Annotated in this window: 15 protein-coding genes; 5 read left to right on the forward strand and 10 right to left on the reverse strand. The window is 63.3% G+C overall.

Annotated features, from left to right (window positions below; genetic code table 11):
• The first annotated feature begins 1 nt into the window (after position 1).
• From OSC50_RS08490 to OSC50_RS08510, 5 genes are all read left to right on the forward strand, one after another.
• Entirely contained in the window at positions 2–2,464 is a 2,463-nt protein-coding gene (locus OSC50_RS08490; protein ID WP_266246059.1) for an ABC transporter permease, read from the forward strand.
• On the forward strand, positions 2,454–3,518 hold the full coding sequence (locus OSC50_RS08495) for a lipocalin-like domain-containing protein (protein ID WP_266246058.1): 1,065 nt from the start codon (positions 2,454–2,456) through the stop codon (positions 3,516–3,518). Before OSC50_RS08490 ends, OSC50_RS08495 begins: the two co-directional genes overlap by 11 nt.
• A gap of 137 nt (positions 3,519–3,655) precedes the next feature.
• A complete protein-coding gene (locus OSC50_RS08500) occupies positions 3,656–4,651 on the forward strand; it encodes a hypothetical protein (RefSeq protein WP_266246056.1) in 996 nt (331 codons plus the stop codon).
• 2 nt (positions 4,652–4,653) lie between these two features.
• Complete coding sequence (locus OSC50_RS08505) at positions 4,654–5,010, forward strand: hypothetical protein (protein WP_253511862.1); 357 nt, start codon at positions 4,654–4,656, stop codon at positions 5,008–5,010.
• A 146-nt stretch (positions 5,011–5,156) separates the two neighbouring features.
• A complete protein-coding gene (locus tag OSC50_RS08510) occupies positions 5,157–6,599 on the forward strand; it encodes a hypothetical protein (protein ID WP_266246054.1) in 1,443 nt (480 codons plus the stop codon).
• 72 nt (positions 6,600–6,671) lie between these two features.
• On the opposite strand, the gene OSC50_RS08515 is transcribed toward OSC50_RS08510, so the two are convergent.
• From OSC50_RS08515 to OSC50_RS08560, 10 genes are all read right to left on the reverse strand, one after another.
• Positions 6,672–7,535: a LysR family transcriptional regulator gene (locus tag OSC50_RS08515; protein WP_181081811.1), complete on the reverse strand. Its 864-nt coding sequence runs from the start codon at positions 7,533–7,535 to the stop codon at positions 6,672–6,674.
• Positions 7,536–7,620: 85 nt separating this feature from the next.
• Complete coding sequence (locus OSC50_RS08520) at positions 7,621–9,039, reverse strand: amidase (RefSeq protein ID WP_266246052.1); 1,419 nt, start codon at positions 9,037–9,039, stop codon at positions 7,621–7,623.
• A complete protein-coding gene (locus OSC50_RS08525) occupies positions 9,036–10,304 on the reverse strand; it encodes a Zn-dependent hydrolase (RefSeq protein ID WP_266246050.1) in 1,269 nt (422 codons plus the stop codon). The genes OSC50_RS08520 and OSC50_RS08525 overlap by 4 nt, the downstream gene beginning before the upstream one ends.
• A 13-nt stretch (positions 10,305–10,317) precedes the next feature.
• Positions 10,318–11,013 carry an ABC transporter ATP-binding protein gene (locus tag OSC50_RS08530; protein ID WP_181081808.1) on the reverse strand — a complete coding sequence of 232 codons (696 nt, stop codon included), beginning with the start codon at positions 11,011–11,013 and terminating at the stop codon, positions 10,318–10,320.
• Entirely contained in the window at positions 11,013–11,762 is a 750-nt protein-coding gene (locus OSC50_RS08535; protein WP_181081807.1) for an ABC transporter ATP-binding protein, read from the reverse strand. Before OSC50_RS08535 ends, OSC50_RS08530 begins: the two co-directional genes overlap by 1 nt.
• Complete coding sequence (locus OSC50_RS08540; protein WP_253508430.1) at positions 11,759–12,769, reverse strand: branched-chain amino acid ABC transporter permease; 1,011 nt, start codon at positions 12,767–12,769, stop codon at positions 11,759–11,761. Before OSC50_RS08540 ends, OSC50_RS08535 begins: the two co-directional genes overlap by 4 nt.
• A 1-nt stretch (position 12,770) precedes the next feature.
• Positions 12,771–13,631 carry a branched-chain amino acid ABC transporter permease gene (locus OSC50_RS08545; RefSeq protein WP_266246047.1) on the reverse strand — a complete coding sequence of 287 codons (861 nt, stop codon included), beginning with the start codon at positions 13,629–13,631 and terminating at the stop codon, positions 12,771–12,773.
• Between the two features lie 59 nt (positions 13,632–13,690).
• Positions 13,691–14,893, reverse strand: coding sequence for an ABC transporter substrate-binding protein (locus OSC50_RS08550; protein ID WP_181081804.1), 1,203 nt, complete (start codon positions 14,891–14,893; stop codon positions 13,691–13,693).
• A gap of 148 nt (positions 14,894–15,041) precedes the next feature.
• The gene (locus tag OSC50_RS08555) at positions 15,042–15,809 is read right to left on the reverse strand and encodes a FadR/GntR family transcriptional regulator (RefSeq protein WP_181081803.1); all 768 of its coding nucleotides are present in this window, start codon (positions 15,807–15,809) and stop codon (positions 15,042–15,044) included.
• A gap of 107 nt (positions 15,810–15,916) precedes the next feature.
• Complete coding sequence (locus OSC50_RS08560; RefSeq protein ID WP_181081802.1) at positions 15,917–16,666, reverse strand: alpha/beta fold hydrolase; 750 nt, start codon at positions 16,664–16,666, stop codon at positions 15,917–15,919.
• Positions 16,667–16,736 lie beyond the last annotated feature (70 nt).

A 16,736-nucleotide genomic window follows, 5' to 3' on the forward strand; every position in this document is an offset into this window, starting at 1 on the left:
CATGTCGGTCTTCTATTGGTCGTTGCGCGCGTTGCTCAGCCATTGGCGGCGTCACCCGGTGCAATTTTTCAGCGTGCTGACCGGTCTATGGCTGGCCACTGCGCTGCTGACCGGTGTGCAGGCCCTTAACAGCCAGGCGCGCGACAGCTACGCCCGCGCCAGCCAGTTGATCGGAGGCGAACCCCAGGCCAGTCTCTCAACGCCCGATGGGGCCAGTTTTGCGCAGACGCTGTTCGCCCAATTGCGCCGTGCCGGGTGGCCGGTGTCGCCGGTGGTGCAGGGGCGTGTTCAGCTTCAGGGGCATGAGGACCAGCGCTTGCAGTTGATGGGCATCGAGCCGTTGTCGTTGCCGGGCAGTGGCGCGGTGGCGGGGCAGCGGATGAGCCAGGCGCAGATCCTCGCGTTCTTTGCGCCGCCGGGGCTTACCTTTATCGCGCCGCAGACGCTGCGGGGCCTGGGGCTGCATGAGGGCGAGCAACCGTTGACGGTGACGGGGCAGCGCCTGCCGCCGTTGCAGGCCCAGGCGGACATGGCACCCGGGCTGTTACTCACCGACATCGGCTTCGCGCAAACGCTATTGGCGATGCCCGAACGGTTGTCGCGCCTGCTGGTGGACAAGGCCTTTGCTGCGAGCCACCCGACACCGCCCGCCGAGCTGCAACTCAAGCAAGGCGAGGACAACAACCTTGCGCGGCTGACTGAAAGTTTCCACCTGAACCTCGACGCGCTGGGTTTTTTATCCTTCGTGGTGGGGCTGTTTATCGTGCACGCCGCCATCGGCCTGGCTCTGGAACAGCGGCGCGGTCTGCTGCGTACGTTGCGCGCGTGTGGGGTCAGCGCGCGCTGCCTGATCCTTGGGCTGGGCGTGGAGTTGGGGGTGTTGTCGTTGCTGGGCGGCGTGCTCGGCGTGGCCAGCGGTTACTTGCTGGCCAGCCTGTTGCTGCCGGACGTGGCCGCGAGCCTGCGCGGTCTGTATGGCGCCGAGGTGCCGGGGCAACTGAGCCTGAGCCCAGGCTGGTGGCTGGCCGGCTTGGGCTTGAGCCTGTTCGGTGCCTTGCTCGCCGGCGCCAACAGTCTGTGGCGCGCGGCGCGCCTGCCTTTGCTGGCGCTGGCCAATGCCCAGGCCTGGCACGAGGCGCATGGGCGCTGGCTGCGGCGTCAAGGCTATGTGGCCGCCGCCGCGCTGCTGGTGGCGCTGTTGGCGCTGTGGCGGGGTGATAGCCTGGCCGCCGGGTTCGTACTGATGGCCGCGTTGCTGCTGGGCGCAGCCCTGGGCTTGCCGGTGCTGCTCAACGGCTTGCTCAAGGCGGTGCTGGGCCGCAGTCGCTCGGTCCTTGGCCAATGGTTTCTTGCCGATTGTCGCCAGCAATTGCCGGCCCTGAGCCTGGCGCTGATGGCGCTGCTGCTGGCGCTGGCCGCCAATATCGGTGCCGGTTCCATGACCTCGGGTTTTCGCCTCACATTCAACCATTGGCTGGAACAACGCCTGACTGCCGAGCTGTACCTCAACCCCCAGACCCCGGCCCAGGCCGAGCAACTGGGCACCTGGCTGGCGCAGCAACCGCTGGTGCGCGCGGTGTTGCCCACCTGGCAGGTGGCGGTGCAGCTTGAGGGTTGGCCGGCAGACCTGGCGGGTGTGGTCGACGACGCGACCTATCGTCAGCACTGGCCGTTGCTGGAAGCGGCCTCTGCGCCGTGGGATCAATTGCGCGACAGTGACAGCGTAATGCTCAGCGAACAGTTGGCGCGGCGCCTGGCCCTGAGCGTGGGCGACACGCTGGACCTGCCGACACCGCAAGGGCGCTGGGCGCTCAAGGTGGTGGGCATCTACGCCGACTACGGCAACCCCAAAGGCCATCTGTTGATCAATGCCACGCATTTGCTGAACCACTGGCCGGGCCTGTCTCCGTCGCGGTTCAACCTGCGGGTCGCACCGTCCGATGTGCCGCCGCTGATCCGTGATGTGCAGCGTGTGTTTGCCCTGGAGGACAGCCGCATCATCGATCAGCAGCAACTCAAGGGCTGGTCGAGCCAGGTATTCGAACGCACCTTCGCCGCCACGGCCGCGCTCAACAGCCTCACCCTTGGCGTGGCCGGCGTGGCACTGTTCATCAGCCTGCTGACCCAAAGCCAAAGCCGCCTCGGCCAACTTGCACCGCTGTGGGCGCTGGGCGTGACGCGGCGACAATTGATGCTGCTCAACCTCGGCCAGACCTGGCTGCTGGCGGTGCTCACCTTGTGCCTGGCGCTGCCGTTGGGGCTGCTGCTGGCGTGGTGCCTGGACGCGGTGATCAATGTGCAGGCCTTCGGCTGGCGCCTGCCGTTGCAGGTATTCCCCTGGCAACTGGCGCAGTTGCTGGGCCTGGCAATGCTGGCCACGCTGCTGGCCTCGGCCTGGCCGCTGTGGCAGTTGTATCGCAGCCGCCCGACGGATTTGTTGAGGACATTCGCCTATGAAGGTTAAGTCGCTGTGCTGGGCGGTGCTGCTCGTGCTGGCGGCCTGCGACAAAGCCCCCGCGCCCGAGGAAAGCTTCGCCGGCCTTGGCAGCGACGCGGCGGACTTTGCCCAGGTAGTGCCAGGCAAGGTCTTCAGCTTTCCCGAGGACCATGGTCCCCACGCGGGCTTTCGCATCGAATGGTGGTACGTCACCGCCAACCTCAAGGATGCCCAAGGCAACGTGTTCGGCGTGCAGTGGACGTTGTTTCGCAACGCCCTCAAGGCCGGACCGACGCAACCGGGCTGGCACGACTCCACCCTGTGGCTCGGGCATGCCGCCGTCACCTCCGACACCCGCCACTACGCCGCCGAACGCTTCGCCCGTGGCGGCGTAGGCCAGGCCGGGGCGCAAGCGGCGCCGTTCAACGCCTGGATCGATGACTGGCATTTCACCAGCCGTCCCGGCGCCACCAGCACATTGGCCGACATGCAACTCAAGGCCAACGGTGCGCAATTTGCCTACGACCTGCGTTTAACCTCCAGTCGCCCACTGGTGCTGCAGGGCGACAACGGCTACAGCCGCAAATCCGACCAGGGCCAGGCGTCGTATTACTACAGCCAGCCGTTCTTGCGCGCCGAGGGCAGCGTCAGCATCGATGGCAAGACCTATCAGGTCAGCGGCCCCGCGTGGCTCGACCGCGAATGGAGCAGCCAACCACTGAGCGCCAGCCAGAAAGGCTGGGACTGGTTCTCCCTGCACCTGGATCGCGGCGCACACCTGATGCTGTTCCGGGTGCGGCAAACCGACGGCGCGCCGTACCTGACCGGCACCTGGATCGACCGCGAAGGCCGCACCCAAACCCTGCACAACGCCGATATCCAACTGACGCCGTTGGGCACCACCGCGATTGACGGGCGCCAGATACCGACGCGCTGGTCGCTGAAGATCCCCAGCAAACAGCTGGACATCACCACCGAAGCTCTTAACCCGAACGCCTGGATGAACCTGAGTATTCCGTACTGGGAAGGCCCGGTGCGCTTTGACGGTGGGGTGGGTTACCTGGAAATGACCGGTTATTAGGGGTGTTTCTGTAGGCGCTGTTTCTTCACGAAGTAGGCAACTTCCCAAATGTTAATGACCCCACTTGCGCTTGTGTCCGGGCCCCAGGCGCTTGCTTATATTTCCACGCCATCTTCTTTGCATCCCGGATGTAGGGCATGGCGCAGAGCTATATCAACGACCGCACCACGGACTACCACAGCTTGAAATCGCGCCTGATGGGCAGCGCCCCGAGCCGACAACGCTCCGAGCATTTTGATGTGTTGAACCGGCACCTGCGCCCCGGCCTGGTCACGCCGGGGCAACTGGTGATTATTCCCGATTCCCACAGCGTGAGTTGTTCGGGCGAGGAAGCCTGGTTGATGCGACATGCCCAAGAGGTGCGACGCCACCTGGATATGAACTCATCCACCGGCAATGCCTTGATCGGCAACTACGACTTGTTGCAGAGCTTCATGGCGTCCACCTCCATTGGCATCGGCAGCGCCACATCGGCCTGGGCGCGGCACCTGAATGAGGTGGCGCAAACCTTGGAAGACATCGAACGCTTGCATCAACGCTTGAAAGACGGCGCGTTGGACCGCGATGCCTTTATCCAGCAGCGCCAGGCCCTGTTCCGCCGCCTGGACCTGCAGCTGCAAGGCGCGGCGCGGTTCGGCACGGGGTTGCAGGGCAATGAGTCGTTGAAAAAGGTGCTGGGGATATCGACCAAAAGCTATCTGCATAAGGGTGAGATCGCCGGGTATGCGCAACGGATTCGGGAGACTGCGCAGATGTCGAAGTGGTTGGGCAAGGGGACCTACCTGGGGGTGGCGCTGGATGTGGGCGTGGCGGGGTTGGAAATCAAGGAGGCGTGTGTGGCGGGGCGGGAGACGCAGTGCAGGAGGGCGAAGTATGTGGAGACGGGGAGGTTGGTGGGGGGAGTGGCTGGGGCTGCTGGAATCGGAGGCTTAGGCGCTGAACTAACCCGCCGCGCCTGCACCCTTTTGTTAGGTGTGGCGACTAGAGGAAGCGGCGCACTGTCTTGTGGAGTTATTGGGGGAGCCGCGGGAGGATATGTTGGAGGAACTAAAGGAGGTGATGCAGGGGCGTTCCTTGGCGGAAAGATCATCGAGATCGACGGTGATGTGATATTTCAACCGGAGGGCGCTTAATGATGTCTGTTTTTTACATGTACACCCTTGTGATGATCGTTGGCACGTTCGTTGTTCTGGGACTGATGTTGTATGCAGGGCACACAAAACTCGACGAACTGGAAAGCTACTTCAAAGAAAACGCAGAGGTCCGTAAATATCAGGAACGCTGGAAACGAAACCAGCAGCTCAACCGGGGTAATCGCATGGCACTGTTGATTAATATCCTGCGCACGCCAAAACGTTCGGTTAAAGAAGGCCTCGTGACCGAAGCAGAGCTAGCCGCCGTCCCCCTTGCACTCAAGCGTTGGGCCGTTTGGCCATATCGTCTTGTGATGATTTGGGCTGTGGGTTGGGGGTATTGGGGGACCTGGCTGTAGAAGGAGCTTTTTTCCTACATGCATTTTCCCTTGAGCCCACATTTTTTTCAAAAAATACTGTACATCCATACAGTCATGTCCTACAGTCCATCCCAGGTGACCGGATGTCACCTGACCTTCAGTTTTTAACTATGGATGGATAAAAAATGAAATCGAAAAAAGCCTTTATGCTCGGCGCGGCCATGGCGGCCTCCTGCTTTGTTTCGGCCTTTGCCCTGGCGGAGCAAACCCCTCAGAAACTCACTGCCCAGGCCGTCCGGCAGGCGGTCGACAAGGCGCTCAAGCCCGGCGGCAAGTTGGATGCGGCGAAGGTTCCGGCCTTGCTCAAGCAAAAACTCAAGGCCGCCAAGACCGGCCAGTCCAAGGCGCTGACCCAGGCGGTGAAAACCGCACCGTTCGACACCGTGGTCGGTGAACTGAAAAAACCGGCGCAGGCCGAATTGAGCGCCGCCGCCATTGCTGCGTTCGAGCCGTTGTTCCCCACGCTTGATATCAACACGCTGTACAGCGTGGACGGGGTGCAGGCCGGCAACGAGTTCGCCTATCACTTCAACCTGCCGCAGAATGCGCGTATTCAAGTGCAACTGGTCAACCAGAGCGCCGGCACCGACATGTCGCTGAGCCTGTTCCTGGATGACGGCCAGGGCAACCTGAGCCTGGTCGGGTCTTCGGATGCCGCCGGCAACGCCGATGAATACCTCAATGGCGTGCTGCCGGCGGGGGACTATTACTGGTACATGGTGGCCAATACCGCCAGCAACGGGCAGTTCAGCTTTGGCGTCGCCGTAGACAGCAACATCGATGCCTACGAACCCAACGACACGCCGCAGACCGCCTTCGTGCTGCCGGACTCGATGAACAAAGTCAGCGGCAACCTCGACAACGCCAACGATGTCGATTACTTCGACTTCAAGGCCGTGCGCGGCCAGAGCGTGAGCATGTACCTTGCCGGTGATGAAACCGGCAGTCGCAACCAGTGGATCTTCGACCGGTTTGATGGGGTCAATTGGATCACGGTACCGGCCGGTTCGTCGTCGACCTACCCCAGCGTGGCGCCGGGCACCACGGTCAAAGTGCGCGTACGGGCCAACCCCGACGTCGCGCAGGACGCGACCAAGCAGTACCAACTGAGCCTGGGCTCTACGCCACGCCTCAATACCCACGACGTGAAGGGCGACAACATCGTGCGTGTGCCGGTCTCGGAAATGCCGCTGGCCACGCAAACGGCACGGGTGCTGAACTGGAAAACGCAATGGTCCGACTCCACCGGCGCGCCGTTGCTGGGCGTCACTCCGGTGCTGCGCGTGGACAATCACTTCATCGACTTCAACTACCGCTGGGTCAATTATCCGGCCACCACCAACAGCGCAGGTGAAACGTCGGCCACGGCGAATATCGGCAGCTGCTTCGGCGATTACCACACGGTCATCAACGACAGCAGTACCGGCGTGCCGTACAAATGGGACACCACGTACAACCAAGGCGGCTGGCGCATCGAGCTGGCTGAGTTCCCGGGGGTAGGCGTTGGCGGTGACAATGTGCAGTACGTCAGCCTGGGGCATATCTGCACCCAGACCATCGTGCATTGATCGTGATGCAACAGTGAAAAAGGGGGCAGCCTGCACAGGCTGCCCCCTTTTTTTGCGGCAATTTCTGAGGGTTTAAATCAGTGGATCCCAGCGCTGCGACCAATCCCCTTCGGCCTTGACCACCCCGCGCAGCAGTTCCAGCGCGCGCTGCAGCACCGACGAATCCCGCGCCCGTGCGTACACCAGGTACGTCGGAAAGCTGAACTCCGGCGCCTTGGGCACGCGTTGCATCACCCCACTGTCGAGATAGCTCTGCACCACCCGCGTGCGGAAATACCCGGCGCCGCCGTTCTCCAGGATGTACTGCAGCGCCAGCGGCCCGAGGCTGAAGCTCACGGCGGCGCGGGCACGCTCGGGCAGGGCGGCGTCATGCTGCTGGCGAAACCCCGGGCCCCAATCGATATAGACGTAGGGTTCGGGCTTGCTCGCCAACTGCACCAGGATCAGTTTTTCTTCCAGGACCTGTTCCACCTGCAAGCCCGGCCAATAGTGGGGCTGGAACACCAGCGCGGCGTCGAGCACGCCCAGCTCCAGCTGGCGCAGCAGGTACTCGCCTTCGCGGATTTCCGTGCGCAGGGCATGGCCGGGGATGTGCTCGCGCAAGGCCTTGGCCCAGCCGAGCATCAGCGGGTTGCACAGGCTCACCTCACCGCCGATATGCAGCACGTTGCGATAGCCGTCGGGCAACGGCAGGTCGCGCCGCGCGGCTTCCCAGGTTTGCAGCAATTGGTTGGCATACACCACGAAGGCCTCGCCATCGGCGGTCAGTCGCGCCCCGGCACGGTTGCGCACGAACAGCGTACAGCCCAGCTGGCTTTCAAGGTTTTTCACGCGGGCGGTGATGGCGGTCTGGGTAACGTGCAGTTTCTCGGCCGCCGCGGCCAGGCTGCCGCAGCGGGTGATTTCGAGGAAGGTGCGTGCCAGTTCAATATCCATGAAGCCCCCAGGAATGAATGGAGGACATTGTAGGGGCAGGGCATTGGAATGCGATCAGAAAATGTGCGAGGCGGTACGCCACCTCTCACCTGTTGGCCTGGGGTGTGGCGGCTTTGGGAGCCTGCAAGTGTCGGGTTGGAAATGCGCGCGCATACACTTGGCATACCCTCAACACCTGCTCATCGGCAAACCGCGCCGCGACCACATGCAATCCCACCGGCAGGCCATTGGCGGCCAGGCCACACGGAACTGACGCCGCCGGTTGCTGGGTGAGGTTGAAGGGGTAGGTGAACGGCGTCCACTCGGTCCATTCCTGCATGCCTGAACCAGGCGGTACGTTATGCCCGGCGGCGAACGCGGTGATCGGCAGCATCGGCGAGACCAGCACGTCGTAGTGCTGATGGAACGCCGCCATTCGCGCCACCAACGCTGCGCGGGCTTCCAGGGCGGTGTTGAAATCATCCAGGCTCAAGCGTTCGCCGCGTTGCGCGATGTGCAGCAGGCCAGGGTCCAGCAGGTGTTTTTGTGCCTTGCTCATCGAACCGGTCAAGCGCGCGGCGCCGGCGGCCCACAAGGTGCTGAACACGTCCAGCGGGTCACTGAAGCCGGGGTCGATCTGCTCAACATGGGCGCCCAACTGCACCAGGCCCTCAACCGCTCGTGCGACCACCTCGGCCACTTGCGGGTCCACGTCGATGTAACCGAAGTCGGGGCTGTAGGCGATACGCAGGCCCTTCAAATCCAAGGCGTCGGATAACCACGGCGTGCTGCGTGGCGCGCCGATCAAACCATCCCGCGCGTCCGGCCGCGCGACGGCCTGCAACATCAGCACGCTGTCTTCCACGGTGCGGGTCATCGGGCCCAGGTGCGACAGGATGGTCATGGAACTCGCCGGCCATTGCGGCACGTAGCCGAAGGTCGGCTTGATGCCGAAGGTGCCGGTAAACGCGCAGGGGATGCGAATCGAGCCGCCCGCGTCGCTGCCCTGGTGCAGCACCCCGAGGTTCAATGCCGCCGCCGCGCCGGCGCCGCCGGATGAACCGCCGGCCGTGGTGCGCGTGTCCCATGGGTTGCGGGTAATGCCATACAGCGGGTTGTCGGTGACGCCTTTCCAGCCGAATTCCGGGGTGGTGGTTTTGCCCAGCAGCACCGCCCCGGCCTTGCGCAGGAACGCCGGGAACGGCGCGTCGACATCCCAGGGGCCTTCGGCGGATGTGGTGCGCGAGCCCTTGCGCGTGGGCATGCCAACGGTCGGCGTCAGGTCTTTGATCGATGCGGGCACGCCATCCAGGGCGCCGCAGGGCTCACCCTTCAACCAGCGTTGCTCGGACGCCCGTGCGGTGCGTAGCGCGCCCTCGGGGTCGACATGGCAGTAGGCGTTGACCGTCGGGTTGTAGCGTTCGATACGCAGCAGCGCATCTTCGGTAACGTCCACCGGCGATAAGGTCTTGTTGCGGAAATGCTCCAGCAGTTGCACCGCTGTCAGTTGGCCTATCTCACTCATGCCCTGTCTCCCTGCGCCGCATTGACCATGGCGCGCAGCAACACCGCGCAACCGGCCGCCAGGTCGTTCGGGGCGGCGTTTTCGATTTCGTTGTGGCTGATGCCGCCTTCGCACGGCACGAAGATCATCCCGGCCGGGCCCAGTTCGGCGACGAAAATCGCGTCGTGCCCGGCGCCGCTGACAATATCCATATGGCTCAAACCCAACGCCTGGGCTGCCTCGCGCACGGCATTGACGCAGGCCAGGTCGAAGTCCAACGGTGGAAAATCGGCGGTGGGCGTCAGCTCAACCATCAACCCGTGCCGGGCGGCCGTGGCGTCGATTACGCGGCGCACTTCCTCGACCATGGCCTGCAATTTGTCGGCATGCAGGTGGCGCAGGTCGAGGGTCATGTGCACCTGGCCGGGAATCACATTGCGTGAACCCGGATGCAGGCTCAGGCAACCGACCGTGCCGCAGGCGTGAGGCTGGTGCTGATGGGCGATACGGTTGACCGCGCTGACCACCTCGGCGGCGCCCACCAGGGCGTCCTTGCGCAGGTGCATCGGGGTCGGCCCGGCGTGGGCCTCGACGCCGGTGAGGGTCAGGTCGAACCACTTCTGGCCCAGGCAACCCATCACCACGCCAATGGTGGTGGCCTGATCTTCCAGCACCGGGCCTTGTTCGATATGCGCTTCGAAATACGCGCCGACCGGGTGGCCCGATACCGCGCGCGCGCCGGCGTAGCCGATGCGCTGCAATTCGGCGCCCACCGACAGGCCCTGGTCGTCGCGTTTGTCGAGGGTGTCCTGCAAGTCGAACTTACCGGCAAATACCCCGGAACCCATCATGCACGGCGGGAAGCGCGAGCCTTCTTCATTGGTCCACACCACCACTTCGATCGGCGCCTGGGTTTCGATGTTCAAATCATTGAGGGTGCGGACCACTTCCAGGCCCGCCATCACTCCGTAGCAGCCATCGAACTTGCCGCCGGTGGGTTGGGTGTCGATGTGACTGCCGGTCATCACCGGCGGCAGCTCCGGATTGCGACCGGGGCGGCGCGCGAAGATGTTGCCGATAGCGTCGACGGTCACGCTGCACCCGGCGTCTTCGCACCACTGTACAAACAGGTCGCGGGCCTGGCGGTCGAGGTCGGTCAGGGCCAGGCGACACACGCCGCCTTTGGCGGTGGCACCGAGGCGGGCCAGGTCCATCAGCGACTGCCACAAGCGGTCGCGGTTGATCAGCGGGGCATTGCTCTGAAGCGGTTGTGCAAAGCTGTTCATGGGCACTCTCCGGTCAGGCGCTCAGGGCCAGGTATCGGTTTTTAATGCTCGGGTCGGCGCGGAAGGCTTCGGCGCTGCCCTCATAGACCACGCGGCCCTGTTCGAGCACGTAATGGCGGTCGGCGAGCTTGTCGCAGACCATCAGGTTCTGTTCCACCAGCAACACCGGCAGGCCGTCGTCCTTGACCTTGCGCAGGATCTTCACCAGCTCGTCGACGATCACCGGGGCCAGGCCTTCGGTGGGTTCGTCGAGGATCAGCAGCTTGGGGTCGTTGAGCAGAGCGCGGGCGATGGCAAGCATCTGTTGCTCGCCGCCGGACAACGCGTGGCCGGCGTTTTTGCGCCGCTCCTTGAGACGCGGGAACATGCCGTACACGTCTTCGAGCTGCCAGCGGCTGGTCTTGCGGACGGCGATGCGCAGGTTTTCCTCGACGCTGAGCAGCCGGAAAATCCCACGGTTCTCCGGTACCAGCGCCAGTCCCTGGCGCGCGATCTCGAAGATTTTCCGGCCCACCAGCGCCTGACCGTTGAAGTGGATCTGGCCCTGGCGCGGACAAATAATCCCAAGGATGCTGCGCAGCGTGGTGGTCTTGCCGGCACCGTTGCGCCCGAGCAGCGTCACCAGTTCGCCGGGGTTGACCTTCAGCGACACGCCTTCGAGCACGTGGCTTTTGTCGTAGTAGGAATGGATATTCTCGACGATCAGCATCAGGCAGCCTCCCCAAGATAAGCACTGCGCACACGTTCATCGGCGCGCACGAACTCCGGCGTGCCTTCCACCAGAATCTGCCCGTGGCTCATCACGGTAATGCGTTGGCTGATGGACATGACAATGCTCATGTTGTGTTCGATCAACAGCACCGTATGGTCGCGGCCAAGGTCGCTGATCAATTGGGTCATGATCGGGATGTCATCGATGCCCATGCCCGAGGTGGGCTCGTCGAGCATCAACAGTTTGGGTTTGGAGCAGATCGACATGCCCACCTCCAGCACCCGCTGCTGGCCGTGGGACAACTCGCCGGCCAGGGTATCGGCGCGGGCGCTGAGTTGCAGACGCTCCAGCACCTGGTCGGCCATCTCCAGGTGTTCGCGTTTGCTGTCTACGTGGCGCCAGAAATTCAGTGCGCGCGCACCGTCGCGGCCCTGGGCAGCGAGGCGCAGGTTTTCACGCACGCTGAGGTTCTGGAACAGGCTGGTGAGCTGGAACGAGCGCGCCATGCCCAGGCCCACCCGGGCGTGGGCCGGCTTGCGCATCAGGTTGCCGCCGTCGAAATGAATCGCCCCGGCCGTGGCCTGGCGTTCGCCTGTCAGGCAGTGGAACAGGCTGGTCTTGCCCGCGCCGTTGGGGCCGATGATGGTGTGGATGGTGCCGGCTTCGACCTTGAGGTTCACGCCGTTCACGGCACGGAATGCGCCGTAGGCCAGTTCCAGGTCTTGGGTTTCCAGCAGGATGCTCATAACACGTCCTCCTTGACCACGACACCGGCCTTGCGGCTGCCGCGTACTTTGTCGAACAGCGAAGCCAGGCCGCCCCACAAACCGCCGCGCATGAAGATCACCACCAGGATCAGGATCACCCCCAGCAGCATCAGCCAGCGTGGCCACAGGTCGGACAGGAAGTCCCCCAGCAGCACGATGGAACCGGCACCCAGCAGCGAGCCGAACAACGAGCCGGTGCCGCCGACGATGGTCATGATCAGGATGTTTTCGGACATCGCCAGGTCGATATTCGACAACGGCACAAAGTGCAGCAGCATGGCGTACAACGCGCCGGCAATCCCGGTGACCGCGCCGGACAGCACGAACACCAGAATTTTGAAGTGCCGCGTGTCGTAGCCGATGGCCGAGGCGCGGGTTTCGTTTTCACGGATCGCCATCAGCGTGCTGCCGAACGGCGAAGCGATGACCCGACGGGCGCCGATGAAAATCAGCAGGAACAGCACCGCCACAAAAGCATAGAACGCACGGGCATCGGCCAGCGACAGCAGCACAGTGTCACCCAGGCGAATCTCCGGGCGCGGCACGCTGAGCAGGCCGTTGTCGCCACCGGTCCAGTCGCTCAAGGTGTAGGCCACAAAGTAGGCCATCTGACTGAATGCCAACGTGAGCATTACGAAGTAAATGCCGGTACGCCGAATCGCCAGGGCACCGACCAGCAACGCCAGGAAACCACCGACGACGGCGGCACCGAGCAGCGCGCTGAACAGGCCCAGGTGCAGGTGGATCATCAGCAATGCCGCGCAATACGCGCCGGCACCGAAGAAGATGCCTTGGCCGAATGACAACAGCCCGGTGTAGCCCAGCAGCAGGTTGCAGGCCAGGGCGGCCATGGCAAAGATCAGGATCTCGGTGGCCAGGGTCGCCGAGGGCAATATCAACGGCAGGCCGATCAGCACCGCCAGCACCCACAGCAGCATGGCGCGCGACTGGGTCCTGGCAAACGGCAGGGGGTTTTTCTCGCTCATGTCAGGCTCTCCCGAACAGGCCGTAAGGACGTACCAGAATCACCGCGGCCATGGCGCCGTAGATCATCAGGCTCGCGCCCTGGGGCCAGAGTGTGGTCATCAGGCTTTGCACCACGCCCACCAGCAAACCGCCGACCAGCGCGCCGCTGAATGAGCCCATGCCGCCGATCACCACCACCACGAAGGCGATGCCCAGAATCTCCGGGCCCACGAACGGCTGCGCGCCGCGCAATGGCGCGAACAGCACACCGGCCATACCGGCCAGGCCCACGCCGAGGGCGAAGGTCATGGAGAACAAACGGAAAATATTGGTGCCGAGCAGCGACACGGTCTCGGTGCTTTCACTGCCGGCGCGCACCAGGGCGCCGAAGCGCGTGCGCTCCAGCAGCAGCCACAGGCCCAGGCCCACCAACGCGGAAAACACGATGAGAAACAGGCGGTAGTAGGGGTAGACAAAATCACCCACCACCAGCACCCCGCGCAACAGCTCCGGCACGGCGACGCTTTTGCCCACCGGGCCCCAGATCATCACGCTCGCCTCCTGGATGATCAGCGCAATACCCAGGGTCACCAGGATCTGGAACATGTGGGGCAGGTGATAAATGCGCTGGATCAACACCCGCTCGATGACCCAGGCCAGTGCGGCCACCACCAGCGGTGCGACCAGCAATGCCAGCCAGAAATTGCCGGTCAGGCTCACGGCGGTATAGCAGATGTAGGCGCCCAGCAGAAAAAACGCACCGTGGGCGAAGTTGACGAAGTTGAGCAGGCCGAAAATGATCGTCAGCCCCACCGCGATCAGGAAGTAGATCATCCCCAACCCCAGGCCGTTGAGTATCTGGAACAGGTAAAGATTAAGCATGCAGAAACCCTCGGACAGCTGGCCGCGGGGGCGGCCCTGTCGCGTTTGACTGGTCAGGATCAGGCGAGCGTGCAGCCTGTGGCGTCGACCGGCGGGAACGATTGGCCGGCACTGAGTACTTTGGCCAGGTCGTCCTTGTCGGCCATCTCGCTGGCGGGCTTGCCGATCAACAGGTAGTAGTCCTTGATCACCTGGTGGTCGCCGGCGCGGATCGACTCCTTGCCGGTCGGGCCATCGAAACTCAGGCCCTGCATGGCCTTGGCCACGGTCGGCCCATCGAAGCTGCCGGTGGCGATGATGGTGTCGAGCATGACCTTGGTGCTGATGTAGTCGGCGGCCAGGGGGTAGGTGGGGTTGATGCCGTATTTGGCTTTCGTCAGTTTGACCAGCTCGCGGTTGAGCGGGGTGTCGACCTGATGCCAGTACTGGGCGCCGAGGTACACGCCTTCGAGCACATCGCTGCCCAATTCCTGGAATTGGTCGAGGCCGGCGGACCACACCAGCAGCACTTTCATACGCTCCTTGATGCCGAAATTCACCGCCTGGCGCAGGGTGTTGGACGACTGGCTGCCGAAGTTGAGCAGCACCAGTACGTCGGGTTTGGTCGAGATGGCGTTGGTCAGGTAGCCGGAGAACTCCTGTTCCTGCAGCGAGTGGTAGCTGTTGCCCACGTGCTCCAGGCCATTCTCTTTGAGCACGGTCCTGGCGCCTTCAAGCAACGCTTCGCCAAACACGTACTGTGGGGTGATGGTGTACCAACGCTTGGCCTCGGGCAGCAGCTTGATCAGCGGCAGCAGGGTTTCGCGGATCGCGCCGTAGGTGGGCACCGACCAGCGGAACGTCGCTTTGTTGCAGTCCTTGCCGGTGACTTCATCGGCGCCCACCGGAGTCATGAACACGCCGCCAACCTTGTCGACTTCCTTGGCCACCGCAAGGGCCGAGGATGACAAGGTGCAGCCCTGGAAGAATCGCGCGCCGTCCTGCTGGATGGCCTCCTGCACCTTGCGTACCGCTTTGCCGGCATTGCCTTCGGTGTCGATGACCTTGTAGTTCAACGGCCGACCGAGCAGTTCGGGATACTGCTCCACCGCCAGGCGCGAACCCATGTCGGCAAACTTGCCATAGCTGGCGAAGGCGCCGGACATGGACTTGAGGCCGTAAAAGGTAAAGGGCTCGGCGGCAAATGCCGACCGCACGCTCAGCGGGAGGCTGAGGGCGGCGGCGGCGGTGAGGCTGGCTTTCAATAACGTACGACGCTGCATGGGGTGACTCCCTGGTTTAGTTATTGGCAGGAGCGGCAAGGGCGATACGGTGAAGCTGGGGCCTGTGGGCAGGCCTGTTATTGGGGCGAGCATGGACCGTGGTCACAGTGTGCGAGGGCAAACCCAGCGCACCTTGATCGAAGTTTTTTTAGGAGTGATCGAACTCCAAAAGAAAGTGCGGGCTGACCTGGCCTTCCAGCGCGGTCATATGGTGTTCGGCGTCGCACATGTGTTCGTGCATCAAGCTGCGCACCGCGCGCTCATCCCCGGCGCGAAAGGCGATCAACAGCTGTTTGTGATAATCGAGGTTGGCCGCATCGAACTGCTTGCGCTTGGGCTTGTAGGCTTTTTTCAGCACCACCAGGTCACGTAGCAGGTCATTGAGAAACTGCGCCATAAAACTCAGCAACGGGTTGGGGCAAGCCTTGGCCAGCAGGGTGTGGAACTCCAATTCCGCCAGGCGCTGTTCGCGCTGGCCGGCTTCGCTGTCTTCCGGCGCACTGCAAAAATCCACGTTGTCCTGCAGGGCCTGGAAGTCGTCTTCACTCAGGCGGCCCAACACCGACACCGCCAGTTCCACCTCGATGACCTTGCGTAACTGGTACACCTGCTCGCCGTCCAAATGTTGAAAATGCAGGTAGTTACGCAATGCGCGGCTGGCAGGTTCCGTGCCCGCCTGGTTCAGGTACGCACCGCCGCTGGGGCCGGTGCGGGTGCTGACCAGACCTTCGACCTCCAGAGCCTTGAGCGCTTCGCGGGCCGAGCCCTTCGAGCATTGGAAGCTCTCCATCAGCTCACGCTCGGTGGGCAGGCGATCGCCCGGCTTCAAAGCGTCGGTGACGATGGAGCGCTTGACCGATTCGACAATCACATCGGACAGCTTCTGGCGTTTGCGGCGTAGCGGACGGCTGAGCATGTGGGCGATTTATCGTATTAATGCGGATAAATAGCACTTAATAACGATCCGGCCGGAGCGTCAATGCGCGAGGTCGTTTTCGGTCGCAGCAGGTCGCAAACGGTTATCTAAGGCCAGTCACTCATTGGCAGGCATCGCGTGAACGATGGGGGTTGTTTGCCGTAGGCCAGGAATTCACCGACCCATCGGTAAACGCAACTGCCAGCATCGGCTTTTGCAGGGTCCTTTAGACGCAGGAGGTCCACCAGCGGCGTGCCGATGTCGTCGGCGTCGGCGTTGACCAAGACCATGCGCGCTACGCGTTCGGGGAACAGCACGGCATAGCGGTTGCCCAGCCGAGTGGCGTCGGCGTTGCCCAGGTAATACAGCTGAGCATCGCCGAGTTGGTCGCGTACATACTCCATGTCGCGCGCGGCGTATTCCACCTGGGTGGTCTGGTCCAGGGCGCGCGCGCTGAGTTCGACGACGTCGTAGCGCTCAAGCAGGCTGCGATAGGCCTGTGTGGCGTTGGCGCTCCAGCGACTGGCCAGTTGGAGAGCAAAAGTGCCGACGCCGTTCTTTGGCGGTGGCAGGCCCGCGTGCACGAAGATTACGCCCTGGCGACTCAGCGGTTGGCGCGCGCCGACACGGGTCACGTACAGGCGCAGAGTGCCTTGTCGAGGCGCCGCGTAGTCGCGGGGGACCGATACGCTGCCGCACTGAGTGCGTTCCACCACGTCGGCGGCCAGGCGGTCAGCCGAAGGCAGCGGGCAGTCCAGCAACCAATCGATGGCGGTGGGTTTGATCAGCGGCTCGGCGGCGGCCAGGCTCGCCAGCAGCCAGAGGCCGCCGCACGCCAAGTGTTTTACGACAGTCATCAGGAGGTCCGGGGCAGCCGTGTGATAACGGCTTTTTTACCAAGGACCTCAAGGCCAGGAATGTAGGGCT

The sequence above is a fragment of the Pseudomonas quebecensis genome (genome assembly GCF_026410085.1).
Taxonomy (GTDB): Bacteria; Pseudomonadota; Gammaproteobacteria; order Pseudomonadales; family Pseudomonadaceae; genus Aquipseudomonas; species Aquipseudomonas quebecensis.